At 72.1% G+C, this 24,847-nt stretch carries 24 protein-coding genes and 2 tRNA genes; 16 read left to right on the forward strand and 10 right to left on the reverse strand.

Annotated elements, in window-relative coordinates; all coding sequences use genetic code 11:
• Positions 1 to 22: 22 nt before the first annotated feature.
• The gene (locus BG482_RS26575; RefSeq protein WP_069771672.1) at positions 23 to 538 is read right to left on the reverse strand and encodes an NUDIX hydrolase; all 516 of its coding nucleotides are present in this window, start codon (positions 536 to 538) and stop codon (positions 23 to 25) included.
• Positions 535 to 2,034, reverse strand: a complete 1,500-nt coding sequence (locus tag BG482_RS26580) for a zinc-dependent metalloprotease (RefSeq protein WP_069771673.1) — start codon at positions 2,032 to 2,034, stop codon at positions 535 to 537. Before BG482_RS26580 ends, BG482_RS26575 begins: the two co-directional genes overlap by 4 nt.
• A gap of 193 nt (positions 2,035 to 2,227) precedes the next feature.
• On the opposite strand from BG482_RS26580, the gene BG482_RS26585 reads away from it, so the two are divergent.
• The 4 genes from BG482_RS26585 (at position 2,228) to BG482_RS26600 (ending at position 5,403) form a co-directional block, all read left to right on the forward strand.
• Positions 2,228 to 3,337, forward strand: a complete 1,110-nt coding sequence (locus tag BG482_RS26585; protein WP_069771674.1) for an SDR family oxidoreductase — start codon at positions 2,228 to 2,230, stop codon at positions 3,335 to 3,337.
• A 147-nt stretch (positions 3,338 to 3,484) separates the two neighbouring features.
• On the forward strand, positions 3,485 to 3,946 hold the full coding sequence (locus BG482_RS26590) for a molybdenum cofactor biosynthesis protein MoaE (RefSeq protein WP_069771675.1): 462 nt from the start codon (positions 3,485 to 3,487) through the stop codon (positions 3,944 to 3,946).
• A 146-nt stretch (positions 3,947 to 4,092) separates the two neighbouring features.
• The gene (locus BG482_RS44140) at positions 4,093 to 4,257 is read left to right on the forward strand and encodes a hypothetical protein (protein ID WP_167467584.1); all 165 of its coding nucleotides are present in this window, start codon (positions 4,093 to 4,095) and stop codon (positions 4,255 to 4,257) included.
• 54 nt (positions 4,258 to 4,311) lie between these two features.
• Positions 4,312 to 5,403 carry a PDZ domain-containing protein gene (locus BG482_RS26600; RefSeq protein ID WP_069771677.1) on the forward strand — a complete coding sequence of 364 codons (1,092 nt, stop codon included), beginning with the start codon at positions 4,312 to 4,314 and terminating at the stop codon, positions 5,401 to 5,403.
• A 33-nt stretch (positions 5,404 to 5,436) separates the two neighbouring features.
• On the opposite strand, the gene BG482_RS26605 is transcribed toward BG482_RS26600, so the two are convergent.
• The gene (locus BG482_RS26605) at positions 5,437 to 5,979 is read right to left on the reverse strand and encodes a PPA1309 family protein (protein ID WP_069771708.1); all 543 of its coding nucleotides are present in this window, start codon (positions 5,977 to 5,979) and stop codon (positions 5,437 to 5,439) included.
• Between the two features lie 164 nt (positions 5,980 to 6,143).
• Between BG482_RS26605 and BG482_RS26610 the strand changes: the two genes are divergently transcribed.
• The 4 genes from BG482_RS26610 to BG482_RS26625 all read left to right on the forward strand — a co-directional run bounded on the left by BG482_RS26610 (position 6,144) and on the right by BG482_RS26625 (position 11,516).
• Positions 6,144 to 9,128: a UPF0182 family protein gene (locus tag BG482_RS26610; RefSeq protein WP_069771678.1), complete on the forward strand. Its 2,985-nt coding sequence runs from the start codon at positions 6,144 to 6,146 to the stop codon at positions 9,126 to 9,128.
• 47 nt (positions 9,129 to 9,175) lie between these two features.
• Positions 9,176 to 9,249, forward strand: a tRNA-Met gene (locus BG482_RS26615).
• 205 nt (positions 9,250 to 9,454) lie between these two features.
• Positions 9,455 to 11,344, forward strand: coding sequence for a tetratricopeptide repeat protein (locus BG482_RS26620; protein ID WP_079142186.1), 1,890 nt, complete (start codon positions 9,455 to 9,457; stop codon positions 11,342 to 11,344).
• 98 nt (positions 11,345 to 11,442) lie between these two features.
• Positions 11,443 to 11,516, forward strand: a tRNA-Met gene (locus tag BG482_RS26625).
• Between the two features lie 91 nt (positions 11,517 to 11,607).
• On the opposite strand, the gene BG482_RS26630 is transcribed toward BG482_RS26625, so the two are convergent.
• From BG482_RS26630 to hisN, 3 genes are all read right to left on the reverse strand, one after another.
• Positions 11,608 to 12,024: a Fur family transcriptional regulator gene (locus BG482_RS26630; RefSeq protein WP_069771680.1), complete on the reverse strand. Its 417-nt coding sequence runs from the start codon at positions 12,022 to 12,024 to the stop codon at positions 11,608 to 11,610.
• Between the two features lie 48 nt (positions 12,025 to 12,072).
• Entirely contained in the window at positions 12,073 to 12,510 is a 438-nt protein-coding gene (locus BG482_RS26635; RefSeq protein WP_069771681.1) for a cyclic nucleotide-binding/CBS domain-containing protein, read from the reverse strand.
• Positions 12,511 to 12,671: 161 nt separating this feature from the next.
• Positions 12,672 to 13,472: a histidinol-phosphatase gene (hisN, locus tag BG482_RS26640; protein ID WP_069771682.1), complete on the reverse strand. Its 801-nt coding sequence runs from the start codon at positions 13,470 to 13,472 to the stop codon at positions 12,672 to 12,674.
• A 171-nt stretch (positions 13,473 to 13,643) separates the two neighbouring features.
• Here hisN and BG482_RS26645 point away from each other — a divergent pair, with 171 nt between their 5' ends.
• Positions 13,644 to 14,330: a TetR/AcrR family transcriptional regulator gene (locus BG482_RS26645; protein ID WP_079142188.1), complete on the forward strand. Its 687-nt coding sequence runs from the start codon at positions 13,644 to 13,646 to the stop codon at positions 14,328 to 14,330.
• On the opposite strand, the gene BG482_RS26650 is transcribed toward BG482_RS26645, so the two are convergent.
• The 4 genes from BG482_RS26650 to BG482_RS26665 all read right to left on the reverse strand — a co-directional run bounded on the left by BG482_RS26650 (position 14,287) and on the right by BG482_RS26665 (position 17,940).
• The gene (locus BG482_RS26650) at positions 14,287 to 14,610 is read right to left on the reverse strand and encodes a multidrug efflux SMR transporter (RefSeq protein WP_069771683.1); all 324 of its coding nucleotides are present in this window, start codon (positions 14,608 to 14,610) and stop codon (positions 14,287 to 14,289) included. The genes BG482_RS26645 and BG482_RS26650 overlap by 44 nt on opposite strands.
• Before the next feature lie 108 nt (positions 14,611 to 14,718).
• On the reverse strand, positions 14,719 to 15,729 hold the full coding sequence (rsgA, locus tag BG482_RS26655; RefSeq protein WP_069771684.1) for a ribosome small subunit-dependent GTPase A: 1,011 nt from the start codon (positions 15,727 to 15,729) through the stop codon (positions 14,719 to 14,721).
• Between the two features lie 19 nt (positions 15,730 to 15,748).
• Positions 15,749 to 17,089, reverse strand: coding sequence for a 3-phosphoshikimate 1-carboxyvinyltransferase (gene aroA / locus BG482_RS26660; protein ID WP_069771685.1), 1,341 nt, complete (start codon positions 17,087 to 17,089; stop codon positions 15,749 to 15,751).
• 128 nt (positions 17,090 to 17,217) lie between these two features.
• Positions 17,218 to 17,940 carry a M50 family metallopeptidase gene (locus BG482_RS26665; RefSeq protein ID WP_069771686.1) on the reverse strand — a complete coding sequence of 241 codons (723 nt, stop codon included), beginning with the start codon at positions 17,938 to 17,940 and terminating at the stop codon, positions 17,218 to 17,220.
• A gap of 50 nt (positions 17,941 to 17,990) precedes the next feature.
• Between BG482_RS26665 and BG482_RS26670 the strand changes: the two genes are divergently transcribed.
• From BG482_RS26670 to BG482_RS26700, 7 genes are all read left to right on the forward strand, one after another.
• The gene (locus BG482_RS26670; RefSeq protein WP_069771687.1) at positions 17,991 to 18,806 is read left to right on the forward strand and encodes an SOS response-associated peptidase; all 816 of its coding nucleotides are present in this window, start codon (positions 17,991 to 17,993) and stop codon (positions 18,804 to 18,806) included.
• Positions 18,807 to 18,933: 127 nt separating this feature from the next.
• Complete coding sequence (locus BG482_RS26675) at positions 18,934 to 19,563, forward strand: alpha/beta family hydrolase (protein WP_370745890.1); 630 nt, start codon at positions 18,934 to 18,936, stop codon at positions 19,561 to 19,563.
• 318 nt (positions 19,564 to 19,881) lie between these two features.
• A complete protein-coding gene (gene sigR / locus BG482_RS26680; protein ID WP_069771688.1) occupies positions 19,882 to 20,577 on the forward strand; it encodes an RNA polymerase sigma factor SigR in 696 nt (231 codons plus the stop codon).
• Positions 20,574 to 20,876 (forward strand): mycothiol system anti-sigma-R factor, encoded by a 303-nt coding sequence (rsrA, locus tag BG482_RS26685; protein WP_069771689.1) that lies wholly within the window; start codon positions 20,574 to 20,576, stop codon positions 20,874 to 20,876. Before sigR ends, rsrA begins: the two co-directional genes overlap by 4 nt.
• A gap of 142 nt (positions 20,877 to 21,018) precedes the next feature.
• Complete coding sequence (locus BG482_RS26690) at positions 21,019 to 22,329, forward strand: HD-GYP domain-containing protein (protein WP_069771690.1); 1,311 nt, start codon at positions 21,019 to 21,021, stop codon at positions 22,327 to 22,329.
• Positions 22,326 to 23,597, forward strand: a complete 1,272-nt coding sequence (locus BG482_RS26695; RefSeq protein ID WP_069771691.1) for an HD-GYP domain-containing protein — start codon at positions 22,326 to 22,328, stop codon at positions 23,595 to 23,597. Before BG482_RS26690 ends, BG482_RS26695 begins: the two co-directional genes overlap by 4 nt.
• A gap of 105 nt (positions 23,598 to 23,702) precedes the next feature.
• Positions 23,703 to 24,683 (forward strand): hypothetical protein, encoded by a 981-nt coding sequence (locus BG482_RS26700; RefSeq protein WP_069771692.1) that lies wholly within the window; start codon positions 23,703 to 23,705, stop codon positions 24,681 to 24,683.
• The last annotated feature ends 164 nt before the right edge of the window (positions 24,684 to 24,847 follow it).

The following is a 24,847-nucleotide window of genomic DNA, read 5'->3' on the forward strand; positions in this document are numbered from 1 at the left end:
GCCGCCCCTTACCCGTTCCCGTTCACAGCCGCGCGCGGGTCGCCTCCAGCAGGCGGACGACCGACTCGTCGGCGACCTCCGCCACCTGCGCGTACGGGAACCAGCGCAGGTCGAGGGACTCGTCGCTGATGGCCTCCACGGACCCTGCCGGGGCCAGCGCCGCGTACTGGACGTCGTAGTGCCAGGCGCACGGCGTCGGATGCCGGTCGAGCCGGACCGGGCCGCCGGGCAGCAGGGTCAGCCCCGGGACGCCCGACTCCTCGGTCCCCTCCCGCAGGGCGGCGGCCGCCAGGGTCCCGTCGACCGGCTCGCAGTGCCCGCCCATCTGCAGCCACATCCGCAGCTTCTTGTGGAGCGTCAGCAGCACCCGCTCCTTTTCCGGATCGATCACCAGCGCGCTCGCCGTGACATGCCCGTCCCCGCAGGCCTTCCACATGCCGTCCGGATGCGCCGCCAGATGGTCCAGGTAGGACTGGCGCAGCTCCTCCTGGCCCTCGTACCCCTTCAGGACGAGGACCGCGTCGTCGTACAGGCTCACTCGGTGTCGTCGCCCCTGGAGTCGCTCTCGTCGCCGTCCTTCTTCAGGCCGCCGTCCTTCTTGAGGTCGTCGTCCTTGGTCAGGTTCGGCTTCTCGCCGGGACCGCCGCCGCTCGCGGCCTCGCCGAGCATCTTGTCCAGCTCGGAGAAGTCCATGTGCTCGCGGTGCACGAAGCCGTCCGGGTCGTCCAGGTCGGAGGCCGTGGGCAGCATGTCCGGGTGCGCCCACAGGGCGTCGCGGCCGTCGACCCCGCGCGCGTCCGTCAGCGAGGCCCACAGGCGGGACGCGTCGCGCAGGCGGCGCGGACGCAGCTCCAGACCGATCAGCGTCGCGAACGTCTGCTCGGCGGGCCCGCCGGAGGCCCGACGACGGCGCAGCGTCTCGCGCAGCGCGTCGGCGGACGACAGACGCGGCTTCGCGGCCGCGTGCACCACCGCGTCCACCCAGCCCTCGACGAGCGCCAGAGCCGTCTCCAGACGGGCCAGCGCGGCCTTCTGCTCCGGGGTGTCCTCCGGCTGGAACATGCCCTGCTGCAGCGCGTCCTGCAGCTGTTCGGGGTTCTGCGGGTCGAACTGGCCGACCACGTCCTCCAGCTTGGCGGTGTCGACCTTGATCCCGCGCGCGTAGCCCTCGACCGCGCCGAACAGGTGGGAGCGCAGCCACGGCACATGCGCGAACAGGCGCTGGTGGGCGGCCTCGCGCAGGGCGAGATACAGCCGCACCTCGTCCTGAGGCACGCCCAGGTCCTTGCCGAACGCCGCGATGTTCACCGGCAGCAGCGCCGCGCGCCCGGCCGGACCGAGCGGAAGGCCGATGTCGGTCGAACCGACGACCTCGCCCGCGAGCACGCCGACGGCCTGTCCGATCTGCGAGCCGAACATCGCCCCGCCCATCGAGCGCATCATGCCGATCAGCGGGCCGGCCATGGCCTGCATCTCCTCCGGCAGGACGTCGCCCATCGCGGCGCCGACGCGTTCGGCGACCGGGTCGACCAGTTCCTTCCACGCGGGCAGAGTCGCCTCGACCCACTCCGCGCGCGACCACGCCACCGCGGAGCCGGCGCCGGACGGCAGGGAGGTGGCGTCGTCCAGCCACAGATCGGCCAGGCGGACGGCCTCCTGCACGGCGGTGCGCTCGGAGGAACCGACGCTCTCGTCCTTCACGCCGTCGGACGTGCCCTGTGAGACCGTCTGGCGGGCGATCTGCTTGGCCATGTCCCAGTTCACCGGCCCGCCCTCGTACGAGAGCATCTGACCGAGCTGCTGGAACGCGGCCCCCAGGTCGTTGGGGTTCAGCGAGCCGAACATGGCGGCGAGGGGGTTGTCGGCGCCGGGGCCGCCCGGAACGCCGAAGCCTCCGGCCCCGGGCAGCGAGCCGAAGCCGAACGGGTTGGCCGGTCCCTGACCACCGCCGCTCTGCGAGTCCTTCTTCTTGCCCTCGTCGCCGTCTTCCGGCTCCTCCGGCGGAAGGCCGAATCCGAATGGGGTGTCACTCACGGGGTTCCTCGGCTGGTAAGGCCACCGGTTTCTCGGCCGGCGGCGACTGCCCTGCAACACCACCCAGCGTAGACACCCCGGCTCGATCGGGCCTCGGTGCTTCGCCGACTCCTGGCCTGCGGCAGGATGGATGCCACCTGGTACGTACGCTTCACTCGCGCCCGTATGCCAAGACAACCGCTGGAGACACCTGGTGAGTTCCCCAGATCCGCAGGTTCGCGCAGCGCGAAACCGATCGACCCCGGGCGGTTCGCGCGGGCCCGTCGTCGCCGTGACCGGCGCGGCGAACGGGGTGGGCGCGCTGCTCACGGAGCGCCTCGCCGCGTCGGAGGAGGTCAAGCAGGTCGTCGCCATCGACGAGCGGCGCGGCGACTGCGACGCGGCGCAGTGGCACATCCTCGACGTCCGCGATCCCGCGATCGCCGACAAACTGCGCGGGGCGGACGTCGTGGTCCATCTCGCACTCGACCTCGACCTGGGGAGTGACGCCGCCGCCCGGACGGCCTACAACGTGCGCGGTACGCAGACCGTGCTCACGGCCGCCGCGGCGGCCGGAGTGCACCGCGTCGTGCTGTGCACCTCCGCGATGGTCTACGGAGCGCTGGAGGACAACGAGCTGCCGCTGTCCGAGGACGCCGAGCTGCGGGCGACGGCCGAGGCCACCGGCGTCGGCGACCTGCTGGAGGTCGAACGGCTCGCCCGGCGCGCGCCCCGGGCGCATCCGGGGCTCAACGTCACCGTGGTGCGGCCCGCGATCCTGGTGGGCGGCACGGACACCGCGCTGACCCGGTACTTCGAGTCGCCGCGGCTGCTCGTCGTCGCGGGCTCGCGGCCCGCCTGGCAGTTCTGCCATGTCGAGGACCTGGTGAGCGCCCTGGAGTACACCGTCCTGGAGAAGGTCGACGGAGAGCTGGCCGTCGGGTGCGACGGGTGGCTGGAACAGGAGGAGGTCGAGGAGCTCAGCGGCATCCGCCGGATGGAGCTGCCGTCGGCGGTCGCGCTGGGCGCCGCGGCCCGGCTGCACCGGATCGGGCTGACGCCGTCCCCGGCGGGCGACCTGGCCTACACGATGTACCCCTGGGTGGTGAGCGGCAGTCGGCTGCACGACGCGGGATGGCGGCCGCGCTGGACCAACGAGGAGGTCCTCGCGGAGCTGCTGGAAGAGGTCTCCGGGCGCCACACCGTCGTCGGACGGCGGCTGGGACGCAAGGACGCGACCGCGGCCGGCGCGGCCGGTGCGACCGTCGCGCTGCTGGGAGCGGCGGCTGTCGTACGGCGCGCCCGCAAGGCCCGGCGGAGGTGAGCCGCGGGGGCGCGCGGGATCGTGCCCGCGCCGCCCCTGGCCCGTCGGACAGGCGCGTCGTTTCGTAGGTCGCTCCGAACCGGCACGCGCGCGTACCGGGCGATCACGCTATTCCGGCTCGCCTCCCGGGTGCGGCACGATGGGGGTATGGCAGCCATCGACGACCATCCGGGCGAGCACGCAGCGCAGGACCCCATCAAACTCATCGCCGTTCGCGACACCGCGCTCTCACTGGACGAGGTCTTCAGGGCGGTCGGGGACGACGCGGCCGGCGGGACGGCGCTGTTCGTGGGCACCGTGCGCAACCACGACGGGGGCGCCGACGTCGACGCCCTCGGGTACTCCTGCCACCCGAGCGCCGAGGCCGAGATGCGCCGGGTCGCGGAGAAGGTCGTCGCCGATCACCCGGTGCGTGCGCTCGCGGCCGTCCACCGGGTGGGGGACCTCGCGGTGGGAGATCTCGCCGTCGTCGTCGCCGTGTCCTGTCCGCACCGGGGCGAGGCGTTCGAAGCCTGCCGGAAGCTGATCGACGACCTCAAGCACGAGGTTCCCATCTGGAAGCACCAGAAGTTCTCGGACGGGACGGAGGAGTGGGTCGGCGCCTGCTGACCCGCGGCCCTCGGCGGGCGTGGCTCCGGCCGCCGCCAGGTCACCCGTCCGGTTGCGTAACCGCACCCCTGCCGTGAGCGTTGTCAGTGCGGACGGTTAATCTGCTGATCAGTCAGTTGCGGTGGTTCGTCGGTTGGGAGGTCGGCATGGCGGCGCTCGTCTGGTTGCTCATTCCGCTGGTCGCCGCGATCGGCGCGGGCCTGTGGGGCAGTTGGGCCAACCGGACCCGCAAGGCCCGCAGCGACGGCCCCGAGCTGGACGGATACGCCCGCTTCCGCGAAGCCATGGAGAAGCCCCACTCGCGTACGTGACCCGGGTGGCATCCCTGACGGTGCGCTGACAGACCCGTCCCGTAATGTCGAGGCATGCCACGCCGCACCGCGACGATGCTCGCCTCCACCCTGATGCTGATCGCGCTCCTGTGCGCGGGAGTGCTCATCCCCGTCCCGTACGCGGAGATGTCCCCGGGGCCGACGGTGAACACGCTCGGCGACCACGACGGCGAGCCGGTGCTGCAGATCTCGGGGCGCAGGACGTATGCGACCAGCGGCAACCTGAACATGACCACCGTGCGGGTCACCAGCGCCGACTACCGGATGAACCTCGTCGAGGCCGTCTACGGATGGCTCGCGCACGACACCAAGGTGGTCCCGCACGACACGCTCTACCCGGACGGCAAGACCGAGGAGCAGTCCACCCAGGAGAACGCCGAGGAGTTCAGCCAGTCCCAGGAGAGCGCCAAGGTGGCGGCCATGAAGGAGCTGAAGGTCCCCGTGACGTCCTGGGTGATCGTCTCGACCGTGGTGAAGGGCTCCCCGGCCGAGGGCAGGCTGCACGCCGGCGATGTGATCAAGGCCGTCGACGGGGCGGCGGTGAAGCAGCCGGGTGACGTCGCGAAGCTGGTGACCAAGCACAAGGCGGGCGAGAAGGTCGTCTTCACCATCGTCCCGGCCAAGGAGCAGGCGGCCGCCGAGAAGGCGCACAGAGCGGCGACCGGGACCCAGGACGTCGCCGTCACCACCGCGACCTCGACCGACAGCGGCCAGAAGCGGGCCATCGTCGGGATCTCGGCCGGGACCGACCACACGTTCCCGTTCACCGTCGACATCAAGCTCGCCGACGTCGGCGGCCCCAGCGCCGGCCTGATGTTCGCCCTCGGCATCTACGACAAGCTCACCCCGGGCAGCCTCACCGGGGGCAAGTTCGTCGCCGGCACCGGCACCATCGACGACGACGGCAAGGTCGGGCCGATCGGCGGCATCGAGCTGAAGACGGTCGGCGCGCGCAGCCAGGGCGCCCAGTACTTCCTGACGCCCGCCGACAACTGCGCGGCCGCCGCGAAGGACACCCCCTCGGGGCTCAAGCTCGTCAAGGTGAACACCATCGACGACGCCCTCGGCGCCCTCAAGGACATCCGCAGCGGCGACACCGCCGACCTGCCCAAGTGCACGAAGTAGCCGCAGGGCCACCCCGCCGAGGCTCGGGAGGCGCTACTCGGCGAACGTCGCCGACAGCGCCTCCGCGAGGCCCGGCACCAGGCCCGCGCCGGTGAGGACCTCGGTGGGGGCGTCCTTCTCCCGCAGCCGCAGGGCGGAGTCGCGGGTGCCGTCGCGCAGGACGCCGACCGTCATCCGGACCTCCTGCCGGTCGGGGTGCTCCGACACCCACTTCGCGAGCTTCCCCTCGCTCAGACCCTGAGGGACCTGGGCCTCTGCGGACGGCGGCAGCATCAGGCGTTCCACCGTGAGGGCGCAGCCGACCACCGCGTCGGGCCAGGCGATCGTGGCGAGGAACTCGTCGAGCGGCTTGTCCGTCGGCACCTCGTCCTGCTCGATGGGGGTGAGGCCGGTGATCTCGGGCTCGTCCTGAAGGCCGAGCTGTGCGGCGAGCGACGGTTCCTGGGCGCGCAGCCGAGCGGTGTCTACGAGGGCGAAAAGGCGGGCGGGCTGGTCCCAGCCGAGGCCGGAGGCGTACTCGTCGATCTCGAGCACGGCCCGGGTGAGCGGGCTCGCCGCCATGGGAGTGTTGGACATGGTCACAATCCTCTCTCGTTCCTGGCCGGAATCGGGAACCGAGTAAACCGTGAGTAAGTTGCATAGGTGTGGGCCCGCGATCACGGGGGGCCACCAACGGTCCACGAACACGCGGGCCTGACGGATCTACTGCGACTTTCGAGGTGCGCACCTTGGCTTTCCAGATGCCGGACCGCGGCGGAGGCCCCACGGGGCCGCGGATCAGAGTGGGCCGCCCGTCCCGGCGTGTCCGGACGCTGCTCACGACACTGGGCGTCCTGGCCGTCCTGGGTATGGCGTTCACCATGTTCGCCGGGTTCTGGACGGACTGGCTCTGGTACCGCTCGGTGCACTACTCGTCGGTCTTCACCACCACGCTGTGGACCAAGATCGGGCTGTTCTTCGTCTTCGGTCTGCTGATGGCCCTCGCGGTCGGCGTCAACATCTGGCTGGCGCACCGGCTGAGGCCGCCGCTGAGCGCGATGTCCGTGGAACAGCAGAGCCTCGACCGCTACCGCATGGGCATCGCGCCGTTCAAGACGTGGCTGCTGCTCGGCATCACCTCCTTGGTCGGCCTGATCGCCGGCGCGTCCGCGGCGGGCCAGTGGCGGACGTGGCTGATGTGGGTCAACGGGGTGTCGTTCGGGCAGAAGGACCCCCAGTTCCACCTCGACGTGTCCTTCTTCGCCTTCGACCTGCCCTGGTACCGGTTCCTGCTCGGCTTCGGCTTCGCCGCCACGATCCTCTCCCTGATCGCCGCCGCGCTCACCCACTACCTCTACGGCGGGCTGCGGGTCACCAGCCCGGGCGCGCGCGCCACCGCCGCGGCAACCGGGCATCTGTCGGTGCTGCTGGGCATCTTCGTCGCCCTGAAGGCGGTCGCCTACTGGCTCGACCGCTACGGCCTGGCGGTGAAGTCCAGCGACTTCAAGGCCACGGACAACTGGACCGGCCTGCGCTACGTCGACGCCAACGCCTATCTCCCGGCTAAGACGATCCTGTTCTGCATCGCCGTCATCTGCGCCCTGCTCTTCTTCGCCACCCTGTGGCGGCGCACCTGGCAGCTGCCGGTGATCGGCTTCGGCCTGATGGTGCTCTCGGCGATCCTCATCGGCGGGCTGTACCCGGCGATCGTCCAGAAGTTCCAGGTCCAGCCCAACGAGCAGGCCAAGGAAGCCCCGTACGTCGAGAAGAACCTCAAGGCGACGCGCGAGGCGTACGGCATCGACGGCGCGCAGGTCACCGAGTACTCGGGCACCAGCACGACCAAGGACAAGACGACGCTGCGCGACGACGCCGACTCCACCGCGAGCATCCGCGTCCTGGACCCGAACATCGTCTCCCCGACGTTCCAGCAGCTCCAGCAGATGCGCAAGTACTACGCGTTCCCGACCAACCTGGACGTGGACCGCTACAACGTGAAGGGGTCCGACGAGGACACCGTCATCGGGCTGCGCGAGCTGAACCTCGCGGGCGTCGACAAGCAGAACTGGATCAACAACCACTTCCGCTACACGCACGGTTACGGTGTCGTCGCCGCCAAGGGCACCACGTCCGACGCCGAGGGGCGCCCGGTCTTCACCGAGTCCAACCTGCCCTCCGAGGGCGAGCTCGGCACCTACGAGCAGCGGGTCTACTACGGGGAGAAGACGACCACGTACTCGATCGTCGGCGGTCCCCAGAAGGAGATCGACTACTCCGACGACCAGGGCGAGAAGACCACCAGTTACACCGGCGAGAGCGGGGTCAATCTCTCCAGCCCGGTCAACCGCGCCGCGTACGCGGTGGCGTTCGGCGAGCCGCAGATCCTGTACTCCGGCGCCATCGGCGACGGTTCGCGGATCCTGTACAACCGCACGCCCAAGGAGCGCGTCGAGGCGGTCGCCCCGTGGCTGACCATCGACGGCGACGCCTACCCGGCCGTGGTCGACCACAAGATCCAGTGGATCGTCGACGCGTACACGACGACCAACGGGTATCCGTACGCCTCCCGTACCACCCTCGGCGACACCACGGCCGACTCGCTGACCGCGGCCAACGACAACCGTGCGGTGGTGGCCCAGCAGAACCAGGTCAACTACATCCGCAACTCGGTGAAGGCGACGGTCGACGCGTACACCGGCGAGGTCAAGCTCTACCAGTGGGACACCAAGGACCCGGTCCTGAAGACCTGGATGAAGGCGTTCCCCGGCACGGTGAAGGCCAAGTCGTCCATCTCCCCCTCCCTGATGGCGCATCTCCGCTACCCGCAGGACCTGTTCAAGGTCCAGCGCGAGCTGCTCAGCCGCTACCACGTGAAGGACGCGACGACGTTCCTCAGCGGCAGCGAGGTGTGGCAGGTGCCGGACGACCCGTCCAACAAGTCGGGCGACGCGGTGCCGCCGTACTACCTGAGCATGAGGATGCCCGACCAGAAGGCGCAGGCGTTCTCGCTGACGACGACGTTCACGCCCAACGGCCGTGACAACCTGAGCGCGTTCATGGCGGTCGACTCCGAGGCGGGCACCCCCGACTACGGCAAGATCAGAGTCCTGAAGCTGCCGACGAGCACGACCGTCGACGGGCCCAAACAGGTGCAGAGCCAGTTCAACTCCGAACAGGACATCGCCGAGTCCATCAGACTTCTGAAGGGCGGTGACTCCGACATCGAGTACGGCAACCTGCTGACGGTTCCGCTCGACGGTGGCCTGCTCTACGTGGAACCCGTCTATGTGCGCGGTGGCGGGCTCAAGTACCCGCTGCTGAAGAAGGTGTTGGTGACCTACGGAGGCAACACCGCCTTCGAGGACACCCTGGACGAGGCCCTCGACAAGGTCTTCGGCGCGCAGGGCCCGACCCCTCCGCCGACGGACACGGGCGGGGGCACGACCCCGCCGCCGGCATCGTCCAACCCGACGGTCCGCCAGGCGCTTGCCGATGCCCAGAAGGCTTTCGCGGCCGGCCAGGAGGCGCTGAAGAAGCCTGACTGGGACGCGTACGCCAAGGCGCAGAAGGATCTGGAGGCCGCGCTGAAGCGGGCCGAGGACGCGCAGGCCCAGGCGGACAAGGGCGGCAAGGCGAGCGCCAGCCCCAGCCCGACGGGTTCGGCGAGCCCTCGCGCCGGCTCGGGCAGCGGCTCGGGCACGGCCGACAGCAAGGCGACCGGCAGTCCGAGTCCCGGTCCGAGCTAGCGGCTGATCAAGTCCGCTCCGCGTCGTGGTACGGTTGTGGAACACGACGCGGGGTGGAGCAGCTCGGTAGCTCGCTGGGCTCATAACCCAGAGGTCGCAGGTTCAAATCCTGTCCCCGCTACTGAAGACGAAGGCCCGGATCCGGAAACGGATCCGGGCCTTCGTGGTGTGCGAACGCATGTGCCGGGGGATCGATGGCCGCGCCGGGGTGGGGAGTTGAGCGATCTGTGTTTGACTTGTCTCTCTGTGGGCATGTCGACAAAACGCTGAAGTGACCTTACGGGCCGCGGTATACCAGGTGTACCCGGGTTGCGGGTGGTGCGACGATGGACGTTATGGGGGACAAGGCAACTCTGTTCGAGACAGGGCGGTTTGTGCAGCCTTCCGGTGAGGAAGCGACCCCGGACGAGAGCCGGGACGAGACGGCGGACGCCGTCGAGACGGGGGAGGCCGTCGAGGAGATGCGCCTGCGACTCGCGGCGGAAGCCGGCGACGTCGAGGCCGTGAGCGTCCTCGGGGCCATGCTGCTGCGCCGTGGCGACCTCGACGGAGCCGAACCCCATCTTCGCGCCGCCACCGCCGAGGGCGACCGGGCCGCGGCCAACAACCTGGGCGTCCTCCTCCACCAGCGCGGCTATCCCGACGAGGCCGCCGGCTGGTGGCGGGTCGCCGCCGTCGCCGGATCCGCCGCCGCCGCGCACGCTCTGGGCCGCCACTGCCGGGAGTGCGGGGACGAGCCGGCCGCCGAGTACTGGCTGCGCCAGTCCGCCGAGCAGGGGCACGCCTTGGGCGCCTACGCGCTCGCCGACCTGCTGGAGCACCGTGGGGACGCCGCGGCCGAGCGGTGGATGCGGGCTGCCGCCGAGCGCGGGCACCGGGAGGCGGCGTACCGACTGGCCCGTGCCCTCGACCTGAAGGACCACGAGCAGGGCGGCGAGCTCGGCGAACGCAGGAACCCCCCTGCGGGCGGCGCGTCGGACGGACGCGGACAGGACAACGGTGTCGCCCAGCGGTCGGAGGCCGAACAGTGGTACCGCCAGGCCGCCGCGCGCGGCCACCGCCGGGCCGCGCTCCACCTCGGGACGATCCTGGAGAAGCGGGGCGACCTCAAGGAGGCCGGGCGCTGGTATCTGACGTCCGCCAAGGACGGCGAGGCGCGCGCCGCCTGCGCGCTCGGGTTCCTGCTGCGCGACGCCGGCGACACCGAGAACGCCGCCATCTGGTGGCTGCGGGCTGCGCAGGAGGGCGACGGCAACGCGGCGAACGCGCTGGGCGCGCTGCACGCCGAGCAGGGCCAGACCCAGACCGCGGAGCGCTGGTACCGGGCGGCGATGGACGCCGGCGACGACAACGGCGCCTACAACCTCGCCCTGCTCTGCGTCGAGCAGGGTCGCACCGCGCAGGCCGAGCAGTGGTACCGCCGCGCCGCCTACGCCGGGCACCGGGAGGCGGCCAACGCTCTGGCCGTCCTGCTGCTCCGGGGCGGCGACACGGCCGGGGCCGAGCCCTGGTTCTCCAAGGCCGCGGAGGCCGGCAGCGTCGACGCCGCGTTCAACCTCGGCATCCTGTTCGCCGGGCGGGGCGAGGAGGCGGTCGCCCTGCGCTGGTACGAGCGGGCGGCGGCCGCCGGGCACACCGAGGCGGCGCTCCAGGTCGGCATCGCGCGGCTGCGGGACGGCGACGAGCAGGAGGCCGAGCGGCATCTGCGTTGCGCCGCCGGTGGGGGCAGTGCGGAGGCGGCGTACCGGCTGGCGGCCGTGCTCGACGCGCGGCGGCCGCCGCAGTCCGCGCACGAGCTCGGGGAGATCGTGCACGAGAAGACCGAGTGCGAGGAGTGGTACGAGCGGGCGGCGACGCAGGGGCACCGCCGCGCGCAGGTGCGGGTCGGCATGCTGGCCGCCGCCCGGGGCGATGTGGTGGAGGCGGCGCGGTGGTACCGGACGGCCGCGGAGGCCGGTTCGCGCAACGGCGCCTTCAACCTCGGGCTGCTGCTCGCGCGGGAGGGCAGCGAGCCCGAGGCGGCGGTGTGGTGGACGCGGGCGGCCGATGCCGGGCACGGGCGGGCGGCGTTGCGGCTGGCCCTGGTCTACGCGCGTCGCGGGGAGCTGGCCGAGGGGCAGCGGTGGGCGGATCGGGCGGTGTCGCTCGGACCGGCGGAGGTGGCCGAGCGTGCGGCGCGGTTGAGGGACGCCCTGCGGGAGGAGCTGTCCGCGTGACGGTGCCCTCGGCTTGGGTGGTGTCCGGTCGCCCGTTCCGCTGCGGGGGTATTGATTTGCCTTCGGGCCTGGCCTTCACGTAACGTTGCGTTCATCGACGCGGGGTGGAGCAGCTCGGTAGCTCGCTGGGCTCATAACCCAGAGGTCGCAGGTTCAAATCCTGTCCCCGCTACTGAAGGCCGAGGGCCGGAATCCGAAAGGGTTCCGGCCCTCGGTCGTATGCTCGGGTCGCGCGATGCCCGCCACGCCGACGGGGCCGGCGTTTACGCCGTCGCGCAGTCGGGGCAGAGGCCGCGGTAGGTGACCTCGACGTCGGAGACCGTGAAGCCGAAGCGCTCCGAGTCCGGGAGGTCGGCCAGCGGGTTGCCGCTCGGGTGGACGTCCTTGATCGCGCCGCACCGGGCGCACACCAGGTGATGGTGCGGGCGGTGCGCGTTCGGGTCGTACCGCTTGGCGCGCCGGTCGGTGGCGACCTCGAGGACCTCGCCGAGGGAGACCAGTTCGCCGAGCGTGTTGTAGACGGTCGCCCGGGAGATCTCCGGCAGCCGGACGACGGCCCTGGCGTGCACCTCGTCGGCCGTCAGGTGGACGTGTTCGCCGTCGAGCACCTCGGCCACGACGCGCCGCTGCGCGGTCATCCGCCATCCGCGGCCACGCAGTCGGTCCAGAAGGTCACTCATGATTCCAGCCTAACAGTCAGCGCGACCAGGTCCCGAACGGGTGTGACTTTAGATCCGGGCTTGGCTTGGACCGATTCCACTGTAGGACGGCGTACGGCCTTGGTCGAGCGGCCGGGCCGGCGCCCAGCAGCGGATGATGTCGCGCACCGAGACGATGCCGGCCGGCCCGTGGTGGTCGAGGACGATCAGGTGCCGGAAGCCGCCGTGGGCCATCGCCCGGGCCGCTTCCTCCAGCGTCCAGGTCGGGGCGGCGAAGACGACGTCGTCCGTGGTGTGGGCGTGGGTGCGTTCCGCGTCCGGGTCCTGGCCGAGGCCGAGGGAGTTGAGGATGTCCCGCTCGGTGAGGATGCCGATGCCGCCGGCGTCGGGATCCAGGACGACGGCCGCGCCGACGCGGCGGGCGGACATCAGGGCGGCGGCCTGACGGAGGGTGTGTGCGGGGCCGATGGTGAGGACCACGGTGCTCATGGCGTCACGGACGAGCATGGCTGGAGCCACCTCCTAAGAATCCACGGCATGCGTGCCGGGATTCACAAGTTCACAAGTGGGGGTGCTGTCAGCGTGACAGGTAAAGCCGGGGTCAACAAGAGGGCGCGCGCGTCCAATTGAGGGCGCGCGCGCTCATCTGTGGCGCGTGGTGGTGCTCGTCAGTAGCGCTGGTTGAGGTGGTCCAGCAGTTCGTCGTGGAGGAGGCCGTTGGAGGCGGCCGCGTTGCCGCTGTGCGGGCCCGGACGCCCGTCGAGGCCCGTGAACGTGCCACCGGCCTCCGTGACGACGATCGCCGTGGCCGCCATGTCCCAGAGGGAGAGCTCGGGCTCGGCGCACATGTCGATCGAGCCCTCGGCGACCATCATGTACGGCCAGAAGTCGCCGTACGCGCGCGTGCGCCACACCGCTCGGGTGAGGTCCAGGAAGCCGTTCAGACGTCCCCGCTCCTCCCAGCCGCTGAGCGAGGAGTACGCGAAGGAGGCGTCCGACAGCTCCGAGACGCGCGAGACGTGCAGCCGGGTCGCGGCGGACAGGCTGCGGCCGCTGTAGGCGCCGTGTCCCTTCGCGGCCCACCAGCGGCGGCCCAGCGCGGGTGCGGAGACGACGCCCACGACGGGCTGGAAGCCCGTCTCCCCCGCCTCCATCAGCGAGATGAGGGTGGCCCACACGGGGACGCCCCGCACGTAGTTCTTGGTGCCGTCGATCGGGTCGATCACCCAGCGGCGGGGGCCGGTGCCCTCGACGCCGTACTCCTCGCCCAGGATCGCGTCCCGGGGCCGGGCCCGCTGCAGCTGGCCCCGGATGAGTTCCTCGGCGGCCTTGTCCGCCTCGCTCACCGGGGTCATGTCCGGTTTCGTCTCGACCTTGAGGTCGAGGGCCTTGAAACGGGCCATGGTCCCGGCGTCGGCGGCGTCCGCGAGGACGTGCGCGAGTCGGAGGTCGTCGAGGTAGTCCGGCATGTGACGAACCGTATCCGGCGGAGGCGAGCGGGGGCCACAGGGGACCGCGAGGTGGACGGCCCGCGGGGGGCGCGCGCGGTCCGGTGACCGCCCCAGTCAGGCCGCGAACCCTTGACAGTGCTTCCTCGCGCGTCAAACCTGGGGCGCAGAGCCGCTCGCTCCCGGGAGGCGATGATGCCTGCAGCGCGGGAATCCCTGCTGGACGCCGCCTTCGCGGCGCTTGCGCTACGGCCGTGGGCCGCGGTGCGGATGGTGGACGTCGCCGTGACGGCCGGGGTGTCCCGGCAGACGCTGTACAACGAGTTCGGCAGCAAGGAGGGCCTGGCAAGAGCGCTGGTCCGGCGCGAGGCCGACGGATACCTCGCCGGGGTCGACCGGGCGCTGGCCGTGCACGGCGACGCCCGGGACAGGCTCACCGCCGCCGCCGAGTGGACCGTCTCGGCAGCCCGCGACAACGTGCTCGTACGGGCCGTCCTCACCGGCTTCTGGAGTGAGCGTCTGCCCACGCCGACGCTCTCGGCGGTCCCGTCCTCCTCCGCCGTGCCCGCGCAGCGGCGGGCGGACGGGCCGCTGCCCTCACCCGGCGATCTGGTGGGCGCCGTCCGCGACCGGGCGGTGGCCGTGTTCTCCGGCCCCGGCGCGGTCCGGGCCGACACCGGCGAACTGGCCCGCTGCTGCGAACTCGCCGTCCGCCTCGCCCTGTCCTGCGTGGCCGCGCCGCCGTCCGGCGAGGACGGGGTCGCGGACCTGGTGCGCGGGGCCCTGCACCGACACCCCGGGAGTCAGGGGCAGGCCCCGTCCGGCGGGCCGGGTCCTAGTGAGCCGAGCCCGACAGCTGCAGCCCGATCACCCCTGTGATCACCAGACTGATCGAGATGATCTTCAGGGTCGACACCAGGTCGCCTAGGAAGACCATGCCGTAGATCGCGGTGCCGGCCGCGCCGATGCCCGTCCACACGGCGTAGGCGGGACCGACGTCCAGCTTCTTCAGGGAGAGGGTCAGCAGACCGAAGCTGCCCAGGGCGAAGCAGCTGAAGGCGACCGTCGGCCAGAGCCTGGTGAAACCGTGCGACAGCTTGAGGCAGACGGCGAAACCGGTTTCGAGCACTCCGGCCACGACGACCAGCAGCCACGCCATGTGCTGTCCCTCCGTTTGACCGGCCCGGTCAGGCTCGGTGCGATTATGCACTTGCCGGAGTCGGGGCGACGCAAACAACGCGGTGGTCAGTAGGCCGTTCGACGGTGGTCAGTCGCCTTCCGTGCGCTCCCGGGTGGACAGCAGCCGACGCAGGGAGTAGAGCCGTGCCGGGTCGGCGTGGCCCTCGGCCACCCACGCGTCCAGCGCGCAGTCGGGCTCGTCGTGACTGCACGCGCGCGGGCAGCCCTCCGTGCCCGGCACCAGGTCGGGGAAGGCGAGGATCACCCGGGACGGGTCGACGTGGTGCAGACCGAAGGAGCGGATGCCCGGGGTGTCGATCACCCAGTCGTCCGTGCCGGCCAGCGGCAGGGCCAGCGCCGAGGTCGTGGTGTGGCGGCCGCGGCCGGTCACCGCGTTGACATGGCCGGTCACGCGCCGTCGCTCCAGCGGGACCAGCGCGTTGACCAGCGTGGTCTTGCCCACGCCGGAATGACCGACGAACGCCGTGGTCCGCCCGGCGAGAAGCTCGCGCACCCGCTCCGCCGCGTCGCCGTTCTCCAGCTCCTCACGGCTGGTGACGACATAGGGGATGTCGAGATCGCCGTACAGCTCCAGCAGCTTGTCCGGCGACGCCAGGTCCGACTTCGTCATGACCAGGAGCGGGGTGAGGCCGCCGTCGAACGCCGCCACCAGGCAGCGGTCGATCAGCCGGGGACGGGGCTCGGGATCGGCCAGCGCGGTGACGACGGCGAGCTGGTCGGCGTTGGCCACGACGACGCGCTCGTAGGGGTCGTCGTCGTCCGCGGTGCGGCGCAGCACCGAGGTGCGCTCGGCGATGCGGACGATGCGGGCGAGGGTGTCCTTCTTGCCGGACAGGTCCCCGACCAGGGCGACCCGGTCGCCCACCACCGCGGCCTTGCGGCCCAGTTCGCGGGCCTTCATCGCCAGGACGATCCGGTCGTCGACCAGACAGGTCAGCCGGCCCCGGTCGACGGTGAGGACCATGCCGTCGGAGGCGTCCTCGTGCTTGGGTCGGGTGTGCGTACGAGGCCGGTTGCCCTTGCGGTTGGGGCGGCTGCGGATGTCGTCCTCGTCGGTGTGCTTGCCGTAGCGGCGCATGGTGAAAGTCCCTGTATCCCTATCCCCCGAGCATCCCGGTCCACAGTTCCGGGAAGTCCGGCAAGGTCTTCGCCGTCGTCGCCACGTTCTCGATCTGCACGCCCGGCACGGCCAGGCCGATGATCGCACCGGCCGTCGCCATGCGGTGGTCGTCGTAGGTGTGGAAGATCCCGCCGTGCAGCCGGCGCGGACGGATGTGCAGGCCGTCGGCCGTCTCCGTGACGTCGCCGCCCAGCTCGTTGATCTCCTTGGTCAGCGCGGCCAGCCGGTCCGTCTCGTGCAGCCGCAGATGGGACACGCCCCGCAAGGTGGACGGGGAGTCCGCGAGGGCGGCGACCGCGGCGACGCCCGGGGTCAGCTCGCCGACGTCGCCCAGGTCGACGTCGATGCCGTGGATCGATCCCGAGCCGGTGAAGACCAGTCCGTAGTCGGCCAGTTCGCAGGAACCGCCCATCTCGGTGAAGATCTCGCGCAGCCGGTCACCCGGCTGGGTGGTACGGGCCGGCCAGTCCGGGATCAGCACCCGGCCGCCCGTCACCAGCGCCGCCGCCAGGAACGGCTGGGCGTTGGACAGATCCGGCTCGATCGTCAGGTCCCGGCCCAGCAGGGCGCCCGGTGTGACCCGCCAGACGTTCGGCTCGCCGCCCGACTCCGGGCTGTCCACCTGGGCGCCCACCGCGCGCAGCATGTCCACCGTCATCCGGATGTGCGGCATGGACGGCAGGGACGAGCCGATGTGCCGGACCTCCACGCCCTGGTTGAAGCGCGGGGCGGAGAGCAGCAGCGCCGACACGAACTGCGACGACGACGAGGCGTCGATCTCCACCGTGCCGCCGTCCAGCCCGCCCGAGCCGTGCACGGTCAGCGGCAGCGCGCCGCGGTCGTCGTCGTCGATGCGCGCGCCGAGGACGCGCAGCGCGTCGATGACGCCGTTCAGGGGACGCTCGTACGCGCGCGGATCGCCGTCGAAGCGGACGGGGCCGTCGGCGAGGGCGGCGACCGGCGGGAGGAAGCGCATCACCGTGCCGGCGTTGCCGACGTCGACGGTGGCGGGCCCGCGCAGCCCCGCGGGCAGGACGCGCCAGGCCTCGCCGGCGCGGTCCGGGCCCGCCGCCACGGAGGAGCTGGACGAGACGGTCTCCTCGATGCCGACGCCCATCTCGCGCAGGGCGGCCGCCATCAGCAGGGTGTCGCGGGAGCGGAGCGGGCGGCGCAGCCAGCCGGGCTCGGAGGCGAGCGAGGCGAGGACGAGGGCACGGTTGGTGACGGACTTGGACCCCGGCACGTGGACCGTCGCGTCGACGGCCTCGCTCGCGTGCGGGGCGGGCCAAAGGGCGGTGTGGGCGGGGTTCACGGGCATGCGCCCACTTTAGTCCGCGGCCGGGATCCGGGTGCGTCGCCGTCCGGCCCGCCCGCGCCCCGCGGCCGGCCCCCGGACCTCGGTCCCGCGGGCCCGCTCCACGCCCTCGGCGGCCCACCCCGGGCAGGTCACAGCCCGAGCAGCCACCTGCCCCCGCCGAGCAGTGCGCACAGGCTCACCGCGTGGAAGAGGAACAGCCACAGGCCGGCCGGCACATGGGTCAGGCGGGACAGCTGGTCCGCGTCCGAGTCGCCCGCGCCGCCGCGCGAGCGCTTCGCCTGCAGCTCGAAGGCCGGCCGCACGCCGCCCAGCAGCAGGAACCACACCACCGCGTACGCGAAGGCCGCCTGCACCTGAGGGCCGGCCAGCCACGACACGAGCAGGAACGTGCCGCCGGTGAGGACGACGGTCAGCGCGCCGTACGCGTTGCGGATCATCACCAGCATCACCAGCAGCAGCGCCGTCGCCGCCCAGAGCAGCAAGGTGATGCGGCCGGCGCCCAGGAGGGCCGCTCCGCCCAGGCCGAGCAGCGGGGGAGCGGTGTAGCCGGCGGCGGCGGTCAGGATCATGCCGAGGCCGTGCGGCTTTCCCCGGCTGACGGTCAGGCCGCTGGTGTCGGAGTGCAGCCGTATCCCGGTCAGTTGGCGCCCGGTCAACAGCGCGACGAGGCCGTGGCCGCCCTCGTGGGCGATGGTGATGGCGTTGCGGGAGAGCCGCCACAGGCTGTGCGGCACGACGACCGCGAGGGCCGCCACCGCGGTGGCGATCACCACCCACAGGTCGGGGTCGGTCTGGGTGCCGACGAGCCGGTCCCACAGGTCGGGCAGCGCGAGGGCGGCGGTGCTCTCCATAGTGTCGGGTGGCTCCCGTTCTCTCCGAGGAGTCTGGCAGTGTGGCACGTATGTGCGGACGGTATGCAGCGAGTCGCAGACCCGAGGATCTCGCAGGAACCTTCGGGATCGAGACGTGGGTGCCCGAGGAGTCCCTCGAGCCCGATTACAACGTGGCGCCGACCAAGGAGGTCTACGCCGTCCTGGACCGCCCCCTGAAGGACGCCGACGACAAGCGGCCGGTTCGTCAGCTGCGCAGGCTGAAGTGGGGACTGGTCCCGTCCTGGTCGAAGACGCCCGAGGGCGCGGCGCGGATGATCAATGCCCGCGCCGAGACCGTCCACGAGAAGCCCTCGTACCGGCGGGCGTTCGCCGCCCGGCGCTGCATCCTGCCCGCCGACGGGTACTACGAGTGGGTCACCGGCGTGCAGGAGCGGGACCTGGAGGTGGAGGGGAAGAAGAAGCGGCCCCGCAAGCAGCCCTACTTCGTGCTCCCCGCCGACGGCGACGTGTTCGCGATGGCGGGCCTGTACGAGTTCTGGAGGGACCGGACCCTGCCCGACGACCACCCGCAGGCCTGGTGGGCGACCTGCTCGGTGATCACCACCGAGGCCGAGACGTCCCCGCTCGCCGTGGCCCCCGCCGACGGGCCGCACGCCCTCGCCGACATCCACCCCCGGATGCCGCTGATGCTCACCCCGGACCGCTGGGACGCCTGGCTCGACCCGGCGCGCACGGACGCCGACGACCTGCGCTCCCTGCTCGCTGCGCCGCCGGCCGGGCTGATGCGCGCCTATCCGGTGTCGACTGCCGTCAGCAACGTCCGCAACAACGGGCCGGAGCTGCTGAAGGAGCTGGAGGGGCCCGAGGAGGGCACACTCTTCTGATGTGACGAACGAGACGGGCACGACCGGCCGGGCCGGCGAGACCGATGTGACCGGCGAGACCGGTGAGACCGGTGAGACCGGTGAGACCGGTGAATCCCGCGAGACCCGCGAGACCCGGGTGACCCGGGTGACCCGCGAGACCGTCGAGACCGAGGCGGGCACCGCCCGCATCACCTGGCACCAGGCCGGGACGCCGCGGCTCGTCCTCGCGGTGAGCCACGGCGCCGGGGGCGGTGTCGAGGCCCGCGACCTCCAGGCGCTCGCGGCCGTGCTGCCCGGGCACGGCGTCGGCGTCGCGCTCGTGGAGCAGCCGTGGCGGGTGGCCGGCAAGAAGGTCGCGCCCGCACCGAAGACCCTCGACGTCGGCTGGCGCGGGATCTGGCCGGCCGTCGTCGCGCCCGGGCTGCCGGTGATCGCCGGAGGACGGTCGGCGGGCGCACGGGTGGCCTGCCGCACCGCGACCGAACTCGGCGCCCACGCCGTGCTGGCGCTCGGCTTCCCCCTGCACCCGCCGGGCAGACCGGAGCGCTCCCGCGCGGCCGAACTGCTCGGGGCGGGGCGGCCGACCCTCGTCGTCCAGGGCGCCAACGACCCGTTCGGCAGGCCCGACGAGTTTCCCGAGGACGGGTACGAACTGGTGCAAGTCCCTTACGGCGATCACGGGTTCGCCGTGCCCAAGCGGGCTCCCGTCACCCAGGAGCAGGCGCTGGAGGTCGTCACCGCCGGGGTCGTGAGGTGGGCCCGGTCACTCATGTGAACGGGTGGGAATGCGCGGGGGACGGGCGCTGTTGAGGCGGACAGAAGTGCTGAGAGACAGGCACCGACGTCAGTGGGAGAGGAAGTCCGCCGCATGGGTTCGACCATCTGCCCGCCCGCCATCCACCATCACCCGGTGGACGGGCTCCGCCCGGCAGAGACAGAGTCCGGTTCCGGCCGCAGCAGCCGCGCCGACCTGGACTGGACGGTTCTGCATGCGGCCAAGGCCACGCCTATTCGAGCGGCGGCGGGCACGGGTAGTCGTCTATCCTCCGATTCGAGTGGGATCGGTTTCGGTTCCGCCCGCGATCTTGAGGAGGTGGGTCCGGTCACCGGTACCGACGCAGGGACCGACAACGGCCAGGCGGAGCTGCCCGAGGGCCAGGGCATGAGCGGGGAGACCGCAGCGGAGTCCACCGCCGAGCGCACTGCGCGCTTCGAGCGGGACGCGCTCGAGTTCCTCGACCAGATGTACTCGGCCGCGCTGCGCATGACGCGCAACCCCGCGGACGCCGAGGACCTGGTGCAGGAGACGTACGCCAAGGCGTACGCGTCCTTCCACCAGTTCCGGGAGGGCACCAACCTCAAGGCCTGGCTGTACCGGATCCTCACCAACACGTTCATCAACTCGTACCGCAAGAAGCAGCGCGAGCCCCAGCGCTCCGCGGCCGAGGAGATCGAGGACTGGCAGCTGGCGCGTGCCGAGTCGCACATGTCCACCGGTCTGCGCTCCGCCGAGTCGCAGGCGCTGGACCACCTGCCCGACTCGGACGTGAAGGAAGCGCTCCAGGCCATCCCCGAGGAGTTCCGGATCGCCGTGTATCTCGCGGACGTGGAGGGCTTTGCGTACAAGGAGATCGCGGACATCATGGGGACACCCATCGGCACGGTGATGTCCCGGCTGCACCGGGGCCGCCGTCAACTGCGCGGCATGCTGGAGGACTACGCCCGTGAGCGCGGGCTGGTCCCGGCCGGCGCCGGAGAGTCGAACGAAGCGAAAGGTTCGGGCTCATGAGCTGCGGAGATCCGCACGAGACGGACTGCAGTGAGGTCCTCGACCACCTGTACGAGTATCTCGACAGCGAGATGCCGCCACTGGACCGGGACAAGTTCCAGCACCACTTCGAGGAGTGCTCCCCCTGCCTGGAGAAGTACGGGCTGGAGGAGGCCGTGAAGAAGCTGGTCAAGCGGTGCTGCGGGCATGACGACGTGCCGAGCGACCTGCGCGCCAAGGTCCTCGGGCGGCTGGATCTCATCCGCACCGGCCAGGCCGTCCCCGAGCACGACGTGACCGCCACGCCGCAGGAGTCCTGACCCCGGCCGCACCCCGTTCCCTCGGGATCCGGATGCCGTCCGCGTCACCCGAATGTGCTAATCCGCGGGTGATACGCCCGCGAAGCCACCCCCGGCCGTCCTAGGCTCCTGAGCCTGGACAGGCACGGCTGGGGGAGGCGTCATGGAGGGGATTCCGGCGCGGGCACGCGGATACGTCGCCTGCGCCGCCCTCGGCGCCCTGCTCTGTCTGCTCCCGCTGCCGGGCGTGCGGACCCCCTGGTGGGCCGTCGCCCTGCTCGCCGCCCTGTACGCCGGGGGCGAGCAGATCGCCCGGCGCAGGTTCGCCGGCACCTTCCACCCCGTGCTGCTCGCCGGGGCCTTCCTGCTCGCACCGCCCGCGGCCGCCCTGGTCCCGTTGCCCGGGGCGCTGTTCTCGCACGTCGAGCAGTCCCCTGCCCTGCCGCGCCGGATCTGGCGGGCGGCCCAGTCGGCGCTCGCCGTGTGGGCCGCGTCCCGGGTGCACGGGGCGCTCGGCGGCCGTGAGGCCGTGGCCGCCTCCGACGTGCCCTTCGCCCTCGTGCCGGCCGGCGCGGCCGTGCTGGTGTTCTGCGCCGCGCTCGCCCTGCTGGACGGCGGGATGCTCGCGCTCGCCGAGGGCCTGCCGCTGCGGCAGTCCTGCCGCGGGCTGTTCCTGCGCTCCCTCGCTCCCCTCGCCGTGCACGGGCTGGCCGGGCTGATGACGGCCGTGCTGTGGCGCAGCCCCTACGGTCCGGTGGCCGCACTGCTCGTGCTGTTCCCGATGGGCGTGTCCTGGTGGGTGTTCGCGCAGTACCACCGCGAGCGCGCCGCCCATCAGGCGACGATCCGCGCGCTGGTGCAGGCGGTCGACATCAAGGACGGCTACACACGCGGACACAGCGAACGCGTCGGACAGGCTTCGATGATGATCGGCCGTGAACTCGGCATGGACGAGGCCCGGATCGAAATGCTCCGCTTCGCCGGCATCCTGCACGACGTCGGCAAACTCGGCGTCCCCACGCGGCTGTTGCGCAAGAACGGACCGCTGACGCCCGAGGAACGCCGGGTGATCGAGCTGCACCCCGAGTACGGGCACGAGATCACCCGGGGCATCTCCTTCCTCGGCGAGGCCCGCTCGGCGATCCTCCACCACCACGAACGCATCGACGGCACCGGCTATCCCTACGGCCTGGCGGGCGCCCAGATCCCGGAGCCCGCGCGCGTGGTCGCCGTCGCGGACGCCTTCGACGCGATGACGTCCACCCGGTCCTACAGCCGGGCCCGGCCGGTCGAGGCGGCCCTGGAGGAGCTGCGCCGATGCGCCGGAGCACACTTCGACCCCCGCATGGTCACGGCGCTGACCCGGGTCGTCGAACGGGACGGCTGGCGTCCGGTGGTGACCGCCGAGGAGACCGGGTCCGCCCTTCCCTCGCCCGCCCGGCCCTCCGACGACCGCTCCGAGGCGCGCCGATGACCGGCCGCCGTGCCCTCGTCGCCCTGCGCACCGCCGCCGGCCTCCTCGTGGCTCTCTGCCTCCTCGTCACGTTCCTGACCGGCGTGGACCAGCGGCCCATGGCGCTCGCCTTCGGGATCCTCGTCGCCGTCGGTGAGCTGCCCCTCCTGGACCCCAGGCTCCTCCCGGTGGAGACGCCCGCCGACGGGCCCGGACCGCGCGAGCGCGCGCCGCTCGGCGCGGCCGGCGCGCTGGCGTACGCGCTGGTCGGGGAGCACGCCGGACACCCCACCCACCACGGGGTCGCGCAGGTCGTCGTGGTCGTCGCCGCCGCGTCCCTGCTGGGCGGCGTGCCGTACCTGGCGCGCGGAGAGGGCCCCGTCCTCGACCACCTGGTCCGGCGTGTCCTGGCCGTCGGGTTCGCCGCCGTCTGCTTCCAGCCCCTCTACAACCGCGGGGCGTTCGACGGCTGGAGCGGTCCCGCCTACGCGCTGCTGCTGCTCGCGCTGCTGGTCCTGACCGTCCTGTGCGACGCCGTGGTCGCCGCCGCCCTCGCCTGCTCCCGCACCGGCTGGCCGTTCGCCCCCCTGCTGCGGGACGAACTGCGGGCGGTGCCCGGGATCGGCTCGGCGGTGTGCGCGACGGGCGCGGTGATGGCCCTCGCGGTCGCCGTGGTCGGGCTGTGGGCGCTGCCCGTGTTCTCGGTGCCGCTGCTGCTCACCCAGCTGTCCCTGCGCCGCTACGCGGCCGTGCGGGCCACCTACCGGCAGACCATCGCCTCCCTGGCCCGCGCCACCGAGATCGCCGGGTACACCCCGGCCGGGCACGCCCGCCGGGTCGCGGTCCTCAGCCAGGCCGTGGGGCGCGATCTGAGACTCCCGGAGCCCGAGCTGACCGTCCTGGAGTACGCGGCCCTGATGCACGACATCGGACAGCTCAGCCTCGTCGACCCGGTCCCGGCCGGGGCCACCGCCGGCCTGCCCGCGGCGGAGCAGCGGCGGATCGCGCTGCTGGGCGGGGCCGTCGTCCGTCAGACGGGGGCGAGCGCCCAGGTGGCGACGGTGGTGGAACGGCAGGCCGACCCCTACCCGGAGCAACCGGTGTCGGCCCGCATAGTCCGGGTGGTGAACGCATACGACGAGAAGGTTCGGGGCAGCGGTCCCGGCGGGGCCCTGAGCGCCCTGGAGGAGCTGCGTCTGGGCACCGGCGGGGAGTATGCGCCCGAGGTGGTCGAGGCGCTGGCCAGGGTGCTGTCGAAAGGCCGTCTGACCTTGCCCGCGGGTGGGTAACCCATGGGTAATGAGCGGCCCTGCGGCCACACGTGGTTGGATGCGAGGGAGAGAGTGTCCGGGGGCACTGGCCAGCCCACAGAACGGAACTGGCAGGCGGGAATCGTGAGGATCTTCGGCAAGGGACGGCACCGGCCCTCCGCCTCCTGGCGGCAGGCCACCGATCGCGCGTTCACGCTGATCGGCGACGGGCGGTACGAGGACGCGGGCGCGCTGCTGACACGTGCCGCCGACCTGGAGCCCTGGCTGTCCGAGTCCTGGTTCAACCTCGCCCTGCTGCACAAGTTCCGGCACGACTGGGAGCAGGCCCGTACGGCGGGTCTGCGGGCCGTCGCGCTGCTCGACCGCGGTGCCGGGGCCCCCGACTGGTGGAACGTCGGCATCGCCGCCACCGCCCTGCAGGACTGGCCGCTGGCCCGCCGGGCCTGGCAGGCCTACGGACTGCACGTGCCCGGCGAGGCCACCGGCGCGGGCGAACCCCTCGGGATGGAGCTGGGCAGCGCGGCCGTGCGGCTGTCGCCCGAGGGCGAGGCCGAGGTGGTGTGGGGGCGGCGGCTGGACCCCGCCCGCATCGAGGTGCTGTCGATCCCGCTGCCCTCCTCCGGGCGGCGCTGGGGCGAGGTCGTGCTGCACGACGGGGTGCCGCACGGCGAGCGGACCACGTCGACCGGCCACTCCTACCCGGTCTTCGACGAGATCGAGCTGTGGGCCCCGTCCCCGGTGCCGACCTGGGTGGTCCTGCTGGAGGCGGCCACCGAGTCGGACCGGGACGCGCTGGAGCAGCTGGCCGCCGACGCGGGCTTCGCAGCGGAGGACTGGTCCTCGTCGGTCCGGTTGCTGTGCCGGATGTGCTCGGAGTCGCGGATGCCCTCCGACGAGGGCGACGGCGAGCATCTCGACCCGCACGACCACAGCGAGCCCGGTCATCCGGGCCCGCTCGGCCATCGCACCGACGGCCAGCTGTGGGTTCCGGAGCGGGAGTGCGGGGTGGCCGCGCCGGCTTCGCTCGTCCGGGGGCTGCTGGACGGGTGGGTCGCCGACAGCCCCGATTCGAGGGACTGGCGGGATCTCGAAGAGGTGTGCTGACCGACGTCGGCCGCGCGTTCGCCGGGGCCGGCCGCTTCCCCGCTTCCGGCTTCGCCTGAGCCGAGAACCCGGTCGCGGCGGAGCCGCACATCGATACGGCCCGCGTCCCCGAGGGGGGCGCTGCCCGTACCCTGTATCGAGCATTCACCCCCTGTCTGTTTGAG

It is taken from the genome of Streptomyces sp. LUP30, assembly GCF_001746365.1.
In the GTDB taxonomy this organism is placed as follows: Bacteria; Actinomycetota; Actinomycetes; order Streptomycetales; family Streptomycetaceae; genus Streptomyces.